Annotated in this window: 8 protein-coding genes; 4 read left to right on the top strand and 4 right to left on the bottom strand. The window is 71.3% G+C overall.

Annotated features, from left to right (window positions below):
- Positions 1-75: 75 nt before the first annotated feature.
- The 4 genes from ACFUO4_RS27375 to ACFUO4_RS27390 form a co-directional block, all read right to left on the bottom strand.
- Positions 76-1,035, bottom strand: a complete 960-nt coding sequence (locus tag ACFUO4_RS27375; protein WP_383489614.1) for a threonine/serine dehydratase — start codon at positions 1,033-1,035, stop codon at positions 76-78.
- Positions 1,036-1,197: 162 nt separating this feature from the next.
- A complete protein-coding gene (locus ACFUO4_RS27380) occupies positions 1,198-1,875 on the bottom strand; it encodes an AIM24 family protein (protein ID WP_383489617.1) in 678 nt (225 codons plus the stop codon).
- Positions 1,876-1,955: 80 nt separating this feature from the next.
- The gene (locus ACFUO4_RS27385) at positions 1,956-3,263 is read right to left on the bottom strand and encodes a CAP domain-containing protein (RefSeq protein WP_383489620.1); all 1,308 of its coding nucleotides are present in this window, start codon (positions 3,261-3,263) and stop codon (positions 1,956-1,958) included.
- A 482-nt stretch (positions 3,264-3,745) separates the two neighbouring features.
- Complete coding sequence (locus ACFUO4_RS27390; RefSeq protein WP_383489623.1) at positions 3,746-4,963, bottom strand: serine hydrolase domain-containing protein; 1,218 nt, start codon at positions 4,961-4,963, stop codon at positions 3,746-3,748.
- A 350-nt stretch (positions 4,964-5,313) separates the two neighbouring features.
- Here ACFUO4_RS27390 and ACFUO4_RS27395 point away from each other — a divergent pair, with 350 nt between their 5' ends.
- The 4 genes from ACFUO4_RS27395 to ACFUO4_RS27410 all read left to right on the top strand — a co-directional run bounded on the left by ACFUO4_RS27395 (position 5,314) and on the right by ACFUO4_RS27410 (position 12,578).
- Entirely contained in the window at positions 5,314-7,044 is a 1,731-nt protein-coding gene (locus tag ACFUO4_RS27395) for a M4 family metallopeptidase (protein ID WP_383489626.1), read from the top strand.
- Positions 7,045-7,185: 141 nt separating this feature from the next.
- Positions 7,186-8,367 (top strand): ROK family protein, encoded by a 1,182-nt coding sequence (locus tag ACFUO4_RS27400; RefSeq protein WP_383489628.1) that lies wholly within the window; start codon positions 7,186-7,188, stop codon positions 8,365-8,367.
- Between the two features lie 50 nt (positions 8,368-8,417).
- Entirely contained in the window at positions 8,418-10,211 is a 1,794-nt protein-coding gene (locus ACFUO4_RS27405) for an alpha-galactosidase D (protein WP_383489631.1), read from the top strand.
- Between the two features lie 18 nt (positions 10,212-10,229).
- Complete coding sequence (locus tag ACFUO4_RS27410) at positions 10,230-12,578, top strand: glycoside hydrolase N-terminal domain-containing protein (RefSeq protein WP_383489634.1); 2,349 nt, start codon at positions 10,230-10,232, stop codon at positions 12,576-12,578.
- Positions 12,579-12,608 lie beyond the last annotated feature (30 nt).

A 12,608-nucleotide genomic window follows, 5' to 3' on the forward strand; every position in this document is an offset into this window, starting at 1 on the left:
CGAAGGGCAACTGCTTTCCTGACATGCAGTCAACGAGCCGGATTTGACGATTGGTCAAGGATGGGTGACGAATGGTCAGAGAAGGCCGAATCGTTCCGCCCATGCCATGACGTCCCCGGGCGTCGCGTTGCCGCCGCACACGACCAGTCCCAGCCGGGCCCCGTCCCCGACCCGCTCCAGCACGCGCCGCGCCGCGGGCAGCAGACAGCCCGCGGCGGGCTCGGCCCACACCTTGGCGTGGTCGGCGAGCTGGAGTGAGCCCCGCACGGCTTCCCGGTCGGTCACCACGAGCACCTCGTCGACCAGCGCCGACACATGGTCGTACGTCAGCTGCGAGACGGCGGGGGCGCTGAGCGTGGACACGATCGACGACAGCGCGACCGGCACCGGCCCGCCCGCCGCCAGCGCCTCGGACATGGCCGTGGCGCCCTCGGTCTCCACACCCCAGATCCGCACGCCCGGACGCCGGGCGCGCAGCGCCGCCGCCACGCCTGCGATCAGCCCGCCGCCCCCGATGCTGACGAGGACGTCCGTGAGCTCGCCGGCGTCGTCCGCGAACTCCAGGCCCACGGTGCCCTGCCCGGCGACCACCAGCGGGTCGTCGAACGGATGGACCAGCGTGAGCCCCTCGTCGCGCAGCCGGGTCACCAGCGAGAACGCGCCGTCCATGTCCTCGGTCAGCCGCACCGCGGCACCGGCCGCCTCGGCGATCTCCACGGCACGGGCGGGCGCCGAGCGCGGCATGACCACCGTGGCCTTCACATGGAGGTCCGCGGCCGTCATCGCGAGCGCGATGCCGTGGTTGCCGCCGCTGACCGCGACCACCCCGGCGGCCCGTTCGGCCGCGCTCAGCGAGAGCAGCTTCGCCGTCGCGCCGCGCGCCTTGAACGAGCCGGTGCGCTGGAGGAGTTCGAGCTTGGCGGTGACCGGAGCGCCGAGCAGAGCGGACAGGCCGGGGCTCGGCACGGTGGGGGTGCGGACGACGTGTCCGGCGATCCGCTCGGCCGCGGCTTCGATCTCGGAGATCCCGATCAAGGCAGTCACCCTTCCCGGCACGGACGTCCCGCACCGCTCCGACCCTGACGCGGCACGCGGCGCCGGTCAACCGGGTTCCGGGACGGCCGTCTCACAAGTCCCGCCGGACCAGGAAGTCCAGCGGGCGCGCATGACGATGTCGCCGATACGCGTTCCGGGGCGTCAGTGCTGTTGCGGCTTGTGCGGGGAGGTCTCGCTCGGGCGTACGACGACGTAGCCCTGGCCCTGGAGCATCAGCTGGACCGCTTCCCCCGACCCTCCTCGCAGCATCGAGCCGATGGACTGCGAGCGGTGCAGGGAGGTCTGGAGGCCGGCCGTCCAGCCGACGACCGCGTCGGTGTCGACGTACACCGGGTACTGCGCCGAGACCGGTATGACCAGCGGATTGCCCTCGCAGACCAGGCCGAGGCGGCCCTGCCCGGTGAAGACGCTGTTGAACAGGCCGCCCCCGCTGATGCCGGCGCCCTTCACCGTCGCGATCCGGTACGACAACGAGGCGTCGAAACACAGGACGTTGCGCCCGTTGACCGTGAACTCGTCGCCGGGGTCGACGTCGACGACGAAGCAGTTCTGCGCCTCCTGCGCGAACCAGGCCTCGCCCTGACCGCGCACGGCCATCAGCGGCAGGCCCTCGCCGGTGACCGCACGCTTCAGCATGCCGCCCACGCCCTGGCCCTTGCGCTCGAACTGGAGACTGCCGCGATACGCGATCATCGAGCCCTGGCGGGCGAGCATCTCACCGTTCACCGCGTACCTGATGCACTTGGCGTTCTCGACCGTCATACCCGGCGCCGTGGCCGGCTGGACCATGTGCTCACTGGAAAACAGATCACCCTTCATGAGGGCATGGTGTCCCGGAGGGTTTCGTTCCGTCACGGGGCCGGCCGGCGGCGTGTCGGACCGGAGCGGGGCCACCGGGGTCAGGCGCCGAAGAGCTGGGTCCAGTACGTGCCCGCCGAACCGCCGCCCGCGAAGCCGATCCCGATGTGGGTGAAGTCCGGCTTGAGGATGTTGGCGCGATGACCGGGGCTGTTCATCCAGCCCTCGACGACCTCGGCGGGGGAGCGCTGCCCGCAGGCTATGTTCTCGCCGATCGAGCGCCGGCTCGCGCCCGCGGCGGCGGCCCGGTCCCACGGCCGGCTGCCGTCCGGTGAGGTGTGGGAGTAGAAGGCGCGGACGATCATGTCCGTGCTGTGGGCCTGGGCGGCGGCGGTGAGACGGGGGTCGACGGTCAGGGGCGGCAGACCGTGGCGGGTGCGCTCACGGTTGGTGCGGTCGACCACCTCGGAGGTGGTCCGGGTCAGGTCGGCGGGAGTGAGGGGGCGGGCCCACAGGGCTGTCCAGTAGAGGTCGCCGGAGCGGTGGTCGGGGACGTACGCCAGACCCGCGTGTGTGAACGCCGGGTCGTGCAGGGTCTGCCGGGGCTGGACGGTGCGCAGGCAGTAGTCGACGAACTCGGCGGGGCTGCGCGGGCCGGAGACGAGGTGCTCGCCGACGGTGACGTACGTGTATCCGGTGGCGGTCAGGCGCTGGTAGACGGAGACGCCGTCCCGGGTCTCGACGCCGAGACGACCCGACGCGGCCATGGCGGAGGCGTGGGCGTGGGCGGCTGAGGTGAGGCGGGCGTCCAGGGCGACGGGCGGGGAACCGGCGGCGGCGCGGGCGGAGTTGACCAGCCCGAGGAAGCCGTCGGGGTCGGGGGAGGAGGGGGCAGGGGCGGTCTGCGGCGCGAGGGGAGGCGGGGGCGTGTCGTCGGCCACCTCCACGCCGAAGTCCCGTGCCAGACCGGCCAGTCCGTCGGCGTACCCCTGGCCGAGGGCGCGCAGCTTCCAGCCAGGGCCGCGCCGGTAGACCTCCGCGAGGAGCAGGACGGTCTCCTGCCGTGGCCGGGGCGGGGCGAAGCGGGCCAGCAGGCGGCCGCCGGGACCGGTGACGCCGAGGACGGGGGCGGGCAGCCGGCCCAGGGGAGTGCCGGGGTCGGCCGGGCTGACGACGACCGTGACCTTGGCGGCGCCGGCACGCAGCCGGGCCGGGTCGAGGGTCAGGGTGTCGCCGGTGAGCCGGGCGCCGGGGGCGGCGGGCTGGTTGTAGAAGACGAAGTCGGCGTCGCCCCGGACCTTGCCGTCCTCGTCGGTGATCAGCGCGGACACGTCGAACGGGCCGGGAACCCGGACGGTGATGATGCCGCCCGGGAGGGGCAGATTGCCCCCGGGAACCAACTCGGTCATCGGGCCGTCCTGCTGGGTCGAAGTGCGGAGCCCCGGGCGGGCGCATCCGGACAACGTCCGTCCGCCCGCCCGGGGTTCCCGCCGACTGGGCGCTCACCTGTCGTCCGGCCCGTGCGGGGCTCCGTCGACTGGGCTTGCGCTTTTGTCGGGCCCGCGCGGGGTTTCCGCCGCCCGGGCCCTCCCCTGCCGTCCGGCCTGCGCGGGGTCCCGCGACCGCGGTTGCGCTTGTTGTCGGGCCCGTGCGGGGTTCTCGCCGACTGGGCGCGGCTTGTTGTCGGGCCCGCGCGGGGTTCCCGTCGACTGGGCCCTCCCCTGCCGTCCGGCCTGCGCGGGGTCCCGCGACCGCGCTTGTGCTAGTTTTCGGGCCCGCGCGGGGTTTCCGCCGACCAGGCCCTCGCCCGTCGTCCGGACACTGCGCGGTTCCCGCCGATCGGGTTCTCGCCCGTCGTCCAGCCCTCCCGCGGTTCCCGTCTCCCGTCGGCTCAGTCCCTGGGGACCCCCGGCGCGATGTCCTCGTGCTGCTCGACCCCGGCCGCCGAGCCGCGCAGTGTCTTCGCCCGCTTGCCGCAGAACGCCGACTCCAGGGTGCCGAACATCGTGTTGAGGACCGTTCCGTTGTTGGAGGTGTTGACGGCCGCGCTGAGGCTGCGCTTGCCGTCCTTCGAGGTGAACGCGTACGTGTAGTAGCCCTGGACGGCGCCCGTGTGGCCGTACACCGATACCCCGCAGGACAGTGTCCGGCGGCGCAGCCCGAGGCCGTAGGAGGTGTTGCTGTTCACCTTCCACCAGCGCTGCATCTGGTCCAGGCTCGCGGCGGACGTCAGCTTTCCGCGGAGCAGCGCGGACAGGAACGTGTTGAGGTCCCCGGCGGTGGAGATGATCGAGCCCGCGCTCTGCGCCCAGGACGTGGTCTGCCGGGTGGCGTCGACCAACGCCGCGCCGGGCGTGTCCGGGGTGAGGTAGCCACGGGCGTGACGGCCGGGGAGCTTCGTGTCCGGGTGGACGTAGAAGGTGTCGCGGAGTTTCAGGGGTTCGAAGATGCGGTCCTGGTACGCCGTCCGCACGGACTTGCCGGTCAGCTTCTCGATGAGCATCCCGGCGACGACGAAGTTGGTGTTGGAGTACGAGTAGGCGGCGCCGGGCCGGTTGGTGCGGGCGTGCCGCAGTGAGCGCTTGACCAGGTCGCGGTAGGTGAAGACCTTGGTGCGGACGGCCTCGAAGCCCGGGACCGTGCTGGCGAACATGTCGTTGGTGTAGTCGTACAGGCCGCTGCGGTGGCTCAGGACGTGCCGCACGGTGATGCCGTCGTCGGGCAGCAGACCGGGCAGGTAGTGGTTGACCGACGTGTCGAGCCGGAGCTTCTTCTCGTCGACCAGCTGGAGCAGCACCACGGCGGAGAAGGTCTTGGTGACGGAGCCGATGCGGAACCGGTCGAGCGTGCTGATGGTGCGTCCGGTCCCGCGGTCGGCGACTCCGGTGACCGCCCGGTAGACCGTGCCGCTGTCGTCGATCCGGGCCAGTGCGCCGGGCGCGCCCTGTCGCCGGGCCGTGCGCAGCACCGCCCGGACACCCTCGAGGTCCGGCTTCGCCAGGGCCACGGCCCCGGTGGAGCCCGCGGCCGTGCTGTCCGCCGTGGCGTGGGCCGGTACCGCCAGCAGGGAGAGCAGTACCGTCCCCGACACCGTTGCGCTACGCAGCATTTGTGATGACATCCGACTGTTTCTCCCGTTTCTGGCGGCGAGCCCTCGATGCGAGATCGGTCACACGGACGCCGGGCAACCTTCTCGCATTCCGTCACATCTCCACAGCCGACGCACAGTTGGTCACCCGCTGATCACTGGGCGGTGCGGATTTGCAAAGTATTGCCATGAAAAGCCAGAAAACCGATGATTTAGGCTTTACGTGGACATGACTCATCCGTAAGGGTTGCGACCCGGGGCCCGACCAGCCCCCATGGCGCCCAACCGCGCCATGTCCCAGGGCGGTTGGTGATCCCGGCCGCCTTCGCACGAAGGAACCCTCAATAGTGCGTAGACCCCATATACGCAGCTTGGCCGTCGCCGTCGCGGTGGCGACGGCCGCCACGGGGCTCGCGGGCACGGCCTTCGCCGGCCCGTCCACGGGGAAGCCCGACCAGGCCACGGCCGTGACCGCCGCGACCGTCGTGGAGGCGGCCCGTGCCGCCGCGTTCGCCCACGCCTCCGCCACCGGAGTCGCCCAGGGCGACGAACTCCAGGCCCAGGACGTGCTGATCGACCCGGAGGGCGCCCGGCACGTCCGGTTCATCCGGTCGCATCAGGGGATGCCGGTCCTCGGCGGCGACCTCGTCGTCCACCTCACCGAGCGTCTGACCTACGCCGGCGTCACCCGGGCGGCCGACCACAAGGTCGACCCCGAGACCACGCGCGCCCGGCTGACCGCCGACCAGGCCGAGGAGAAGGCCGCCGCCGTCGCGAAGGGCGACGCCGGACCGGCCGAACTCGTCGTCGACGCCCGCGACGGCGCTGCGGCCCTCGCCTACCAGGTGCGCGTCACCGACAGCGCCACCGTGGAGGCCGGCTCCCGCACGGTCGTCGTCGACGCCCTCACCGGCAAGGTGCGCAGCAACACGCCGGACAGCGACGAGTTCCTCTCGCCCAAGCTCATCGAGACCCTGCGCGAGCGCGGCGAGACCCTCGACCCCGCCACCGGCACCGCCCCGCAGGCCTCCGCGCTCGCGGCCACGGCCTCCGGCACCGGTAACTCCCTCTTCGCCGGCAAGGTCCCGCTCACCACCACCAAGACGGGCACCCGCAGCTACCTCCTGAAGGACCCCACCCGCTGGGGCACCGAGACCCGCGACGCCAAGGGCCAGGAGCTGGAGAACTTCGCCCGCGGCAAGAAGTTCACCTCCACCACCAACAAGTGGGGCAACGGCGCCGTCTCCAACCGGGCCAGCGCCGCCGTCGACGCCCAGTACGGCATCACCAAGACCCTGGACTTCTACAAGAAGACCTTCGGCCGCAAGGGGATCGCCAACAACTCCAAGGGCGCCAAGGCGATGGTCCACTTCGGCAACAAGGTGGCCAACGCGTTCTGGGACTCGTACTGCGGCTGCATGCTGTACAGCGACGGCGACGGGGACTTCTTCAAGAAGCCGCTCGTCGTCCTCGACGTCACCGGCCACGAGCTCACCCACGGTGTCGTGGACGCCACCGCCCGACTGGAGCCCACCCGGGTCGACCAGGACGGCAACCAGTACGGCGAAGCCGGCTCGCTCAACGAGTCGCTCGCCGACATCTTCGGCTCCAACGTCGAGTTCAGCGCCAACAACCCGAAGAACCCGCCGAACTACCTGCTCGGCGAGAAGCTCGGCCTGGACCAGAAGTTCCTGCGCCGCCTCGACAAGCCGTCCCTCGACGTCCTCGAAGGCGCCATCGACTACTGGTCGCCGGCGGTCTACGACGCCGAGGTGCACGCCGGCTCCGGTGTCTCCTCGCACGCGTACTACCTGCTTGCCGAGGGCAGCGGCCGCAAGACGATCGGCAGCGTCACCTACGACTCGCCGACCTTCGACGGCCTCCCCGTGAAGGGCATCGGCCGCTCCAAGGCCACGGCCATCTACTACCGCGCCCTGACCCGCTACATGGTCTCCACGACCGACTTCCACGACGCCCGCGTGGCGACGCTGAAGGCGGCCAAGGACCTCTACGGCGCGGGCAGCACGGAGTACAAGGCGGTGGACCGCTCCTGGGCCGCCGTCAACGTGACCCCGGCCAACGCGCCCGCGGCACGGCACTGACCCACCCCGGCCGCCGGGCACCTCTCGCCTGGCGGCCGGGCCACGCCGCTCACACCGCCGCACTGGCCGCGCGGAGCCGGCTCACCGTCAATTCTGTTTCTTTTATTGACGATGGAAAAGAACCCTCATAGGTTTTCGGCCATGCGCCCGACCGGTCCGCCCCCTCGTGCCGAGACGTTCCCCGCCAACACCCCTGCCGCCGCACAGGTGTTCACCACCGTCCTCACCCAAGGTCCCCTCGCCCGGCTGGAGGTGGCCCGCCGCGTCGGTCTCTCCCCGGCCGCCGTCACCAAGGCGGTACGGCCCCTCATCGAGGCCGGTTACCTGGTGGAGGACGCGGACGAGGAGTCCCGTCCATCACTCGGGCGGCCCGCCAACCTGGTCCGGGTGAACGGCGATCGGGCCCTGTTCGTCGGCGTCAAGGTGACCGGCGACGAGGTCATCGGCGTCCTCACCGACCTGTGCTGCCGCATCCGCACGGCCCGGCACGTGCCGCTGCCCGACCGCACCCCGAAGCAGGTCCTGGCGTCGATCGCCGACCTGGTGCACGACCTCCTCGCGGCAGCGGACGGCCTGCGGGCCCCCGTCCTGGGCCTCGGCGTCGCCGTCTCCGGAGACGTGGACCGCGCCGAAGGCACCGTCCGCTACTCGCCGTTCATCGACTGGCGTGACGTACCCCTCGCCGAACTCGCCACGACGACCACGGGGTTGCCGGTCACCGTCGACAACGACGTACGCGCCCTGACCGTCGCCGAGCAGTGGTTCGGCGCCGGTGCCGGACTGTCCGACTTCGCCGTGGTGACCGTCGGTGCCGGCATCGGCTGCGGTCTCGTCGTCCACGGCCGGGTGGTCGCCGGGGCGCACGGCGTGGCCGGTGAGATCGGCCATGTCACCATCGACCCGAACGGCCCGCCCTGCCATTGCGGCAACCGCGGCTGTGTGGAGGCGATCGCGGGGGAGGCGGCCGTCGTCCGGCAGATCCGGGAGACCACCGGCGTCCCACTCGTCGACGCCGCCCAGGCCCTGGCCATGGCCCACGAAGGCGTCCCCGGGGCAAGGGAGGTGTACGCGCGCGCCGGAGAGGCGATCGGGCGCGGCATCGCCACCGTCGCCAACCTCCTCGGCCCCGAGCGCGTGATCATCTCCGGCGAGGGGCTGGCCGCCTACGACCTGTTCGCCGAGCACATCCGCGACGCCTTCACCGCGGCCGCCTTCGGTTCCGCCGCCCAGTGCGACGTCCGGACCCGCCCGCTGCCCTTCGAGGAGTGGGCCCGCGGGGCCGCGGCCACCGCGATCCAGTCCTTCGTCCGAGCCGACACCTGATCCGAGCCGACAGACAAACCGAACCCGCACCCACCCTGGAGGTACGACCCATGCGGTCATCCTCGTACTCCGCCATGCCCGCACGCGCCCTCAGAGCCCTGGCGGTGCTGGCCCTGACCGCCGGTGCCGTCGTCGCCGCGCCGACGGCCCACGCCGAGACCACCGCTCCCGCACTCGCCGCCAAGCCCTACATGGGCTGGTCGAGTTGGAGCATGCAGTCCTCCAAGTACCCCGGTCTCAACCCGGACGGCGACTACAGCTACCTCACCGAGGCCAACGTCCTGAAGCAGGCCCGGGCCCTGGCCGCCAAGCTGAAGAAGTACGGCTACGAGTACGTCAACATCGACGCCGGCTGGTGGATGGACAAGGCCTGGAAGTCCGGCTTCGACGACTACGGTCGGCAGAAGCCGGACCCGACCCGCTTCCCGCGCGGCATGAAGGCCGTCGCCGACGACCTCCACGCCAAGGGCCTCAAGGCCGGCATCTACCTCCCGGCCGGACTGGAGAAGGGCGCCTACGGCGGCGGGAAGACACCGATCTGGAACGCGGACGGCTGCACCACCGCCGACATCGTCTACGACGACCTGCGCACCACCAACGGCTGGGACAGCTCCTACAAACTCGACTTCGCCAAGCCCTGCGCCGCCAAGTACATCGACTCGCAGGCCCGGTTGATCGCCGACTGGGGCTACGACTTCCTCAAGCTCGACGGCGTCGGCCCGGGTTCCGGCAAGAGCGGCGACCAGTACGACAACGTTGCCGATGTGGCCGCCTGGAACAAGGCGATCGCCGCCACCGGCCGCCCGATCCACCTCGAGCTGTCCTGGTCCCTGGACATCGGCCATGCCGCCGACTGGAAGAAGTACTCGCAGGGCTGGCGCGTCGACACCGACGTCGAGTGCTACTGCAACACCCTCGTCAGCTGGGAGAACTCCGTCGACGACCGCTGGGACGACACCCCGGCCTGGACCCGGCACGCCGGCCCCGGCGGCTGGAACGACCTCGACTCACTCGACGTCGGCAACGGCGAGATGGACGGCCTGACCAAGGCCGAACGGCAGAGCTACGCCACCCTGTGGGCCATCGCCAAGTCCCCGCTCTACACCGGCGACGACCTCACCCGCCTCGACTCCTACGGCCTGTCTCTGCTGACCAACCGCGAGGTCATCGCCGTCGACCAGGGCGCCGACCCGCCCGCGCACCCGGTCACCCCGTCCGACCCGCAGCAGGTGTGGGCCGCGAAGAACACCGACGGCACCTACACCGTCGCCCTGTTCAACCTCGCCGACAAGCCGGCCTCGGTGACCGCCGACTGGTCCACCCTCGGCTTCACCGGCAAGGCGGCCGTCCGCGACCTGTGGAACCACGAGAACCTCGGCACCTACAGGAACAGGATCACCGAGGCGCTGCCCGCCCACGGCTCCCGCCTGTTCACCGTCACCCCGCACGGAACGACGCTGCGGTGGACCGGCATCGAGGCCGAGTCCCCGTCGAACACCCTCTCCGGCAACGCCTCCGTCGCCGACTGCTCCGCCTGCTCCGGCGGAAAGAAGGTCGGCAACCTCTACCTCGGCGGCAAGCTGACCGTCAACGGTGTCGTGGCCCCCAAGGCCGGCACCTACCAGATCAAGGTTGCCTACGTCAGCGGCGACGCCCGCTCGGTGAACGTCTCCGCCAACGGCGGCGCGGGAACCGCCCACAAGTTCCCCGCCACCGGCGACTGGGGCACGGTGTCGAGCGTCCACGTGCCCGTGACGCTGAAGGCCGGCACCAACACGGTCACCTTCGACAGCGGTACCGGCTACGCGCCGGACATCGACCGGATCGACGTCCCCCAGCCCTGATCCCCACCAGGAGCCGTCATGACCCCCGCACCGTCCAGACGCAACCTGTTGACCCTCGCCGCGGCGACCGGCGCCCTCGCCGGCCTGCCGACGTACACCGCCACCGCCGCCCCGGACCGGCCCGACTCCCTTCCGTACAGCGGCAGTTCAGACACCACCCTCTGGTGGCAGGCCCCCGCCGACGAGCACTCGATGATCGAACAGGGCCTGCCCGTCGGCAACGGCCGCCTCGGCGCCCTGGCGAGCAACGACCCCGGGCGTGAACTCCTCCTCGTCACCGACGCCACGATGTGGACCGGCGGCCTCAACGACACCCTCGACGCCGACGGCCAGTTCCCCTACGGGCGCACGGACTTCGGTTCCTTCACCCTGCTCGCCCGGCTCACCGTGGACCTCCCCGACCACGACCTGTCCACCGTCAACGGCTACCGCCGCGCCCTCGACCTCGCCCGCGGTGTGCTCACCACGTCGTATGTCCGCTCCGGCGTCACCTACCGCCGGGAGATCTTCGCCAGCCACCCCGACGACGTCATCGTCCTGCACTTCACCCAGAGCGGCGGTGGCCGGTACACCGGCTCCGTGACCTTGGAGGGAACGCACGGTGAGGGCGAGACGGGCGTCTCCTTCGGGGCGGCCTTCCCCAACGGGCTTCGCTACGGGGCGGCGGTCAAGGCGTACGGCAGCGGCGGCCGGGTCGCCGTGCACGGGACCCGCATCGACTTCTCCGGCTGCCGGGAGCTGACCGTGCTGGTCAGCGGTGGTACGAACTACGCTCCCGACGCGCGGACCGGCTACCGCGATCCCGCTCTCGACCCCCAGAAGCTGGCCCGCGCCAAGGTCCGCGACGCCGCCGCGCACTCGGCCGACGTCCTGCTGCGCACCCATGCCGCCGACCACCACGCGCTCTTCGGCCGGCTCGATCTCTCCCTCGGCACGTCGACGGCCGAGCAGCGTGCGCTGGACACCTGGGAGCGGCTCACGGCCCGCGCCCGGGACGGGGTTCCCGATCCCGAACTGGAGGCGCAGTACCTCCAGTTCGGCCGCTATCTGATGATCGCCGGATCACGGGACAGCCTGCCGCTGGGCCTCCAGGGCCTGTGGCTGGACGGCAACGACCCGGACTGGATGGGCGACTACCACACCGACATCAACATCCAGATGAACTACTGGATGGCCGACCGGGCAGGCCTCTCCCGGTCCTTCGACGCCCTCACCGACTACTGCCTGGCCCAGCTGCCGTCCTGGACCGACCTGACCCGCCGCCTCTTCAACGACCCGCGCAACCGCTACCGCAACTCCACCGGCAGGAACGCCGGCTGGACCGTCGCCATCTCCACCAACCCGTACGGCGGGGGCGGCTGGTGGTGGCACCCGGCGGGGAATGCCTGGCTGTGCAACTCCCTGTGGGAGCACTACGAGTTCACCGGCTCGCGCACCCATCTGGAGAGGATCTACCCCCTCCTGAAGGGCGCCTGCGAGTTCTGGGAGGCCCGGCTTCTCACCATCACCCTGCCGGGCAGCACGCGGGAGGTGCTCATCGCCGACAGCGACTGGTCGCCCGAACACGGGCCGCTCGATGCCAAGGGCATCACCTACGCCCAGGAACTCGTGTGGGCGCTCTTCGGCAACTACTGTGTCGCCGCCGCAGAGTTGCAACGGGACAGCGGCTTCGCCGCCACCGTCGCGGGGCTCCGCAAGCGGCTCCATCTGCCGCAGGTCAGCCCGAAGACGGGGTGGCTGGAGGAGTGGATGTCCCCGGACAACCTCGGGGAGACCACCCACCGCCATCTGTCCCCGCTCGTCGGTCTCTTCCCCGGCGACCGCATCCGCCCCGGGTCCTCCCCGTCCGACCTGGTGGCGGGCGCCACCGCCCTGCTCACCGCCCGCGGCATGGAGAGCTTCGGCTGGGCGAACGCCTGGCGCTCGCTGTGCTGGGCCCGCCTCAAGAACGCGGAGAACGCCTACCGGTTGGTGGTCAACAACCTCCGCCCGTCCAGCGACGGCAGCAACGGCACCGCGTTCAACCTCTTCGACATCTACGAGGTGGCCAAAGGCCGCGGCATCTTCCAGATCGACGCCAACTTCGGCACCCCGGCCGCGATGATCGAGATGCTCCTCTACTCCCGGCCGGGCCACATCGAACTCCTCCCGGCTCTCCCCGACGCCTGGGCCGCTTCCGGGTCCGTCACCGGGGTGGGGGCGCGGGGCGGTTTCGTCGTGGACCTACGGTGGACGGATGGGATACCGATCGAGGCACGCATCCGCAGCGTCGGCGGCCGCACCACGGCCGTGGAGTTCGGGGGGACGAGTCGCACGGTGACGGTGCGACCGGGCGCCTCCGTCACGTTGAAGGACTTCGCCCGGTGACCCGGCCGCGCCGCCTGGTGGCGGCCGTCC

It is taken from the genome of Streptomyces sp. NPDC057280 (assembly GCF_042668605.1).
In the GTDB taxonomy this organism is placed as follows: domain Bacteria; phylum Actinomycetota; class Actinomycetes; order Streptomycetales; family Streptomycetaceae; genus Streptomyces.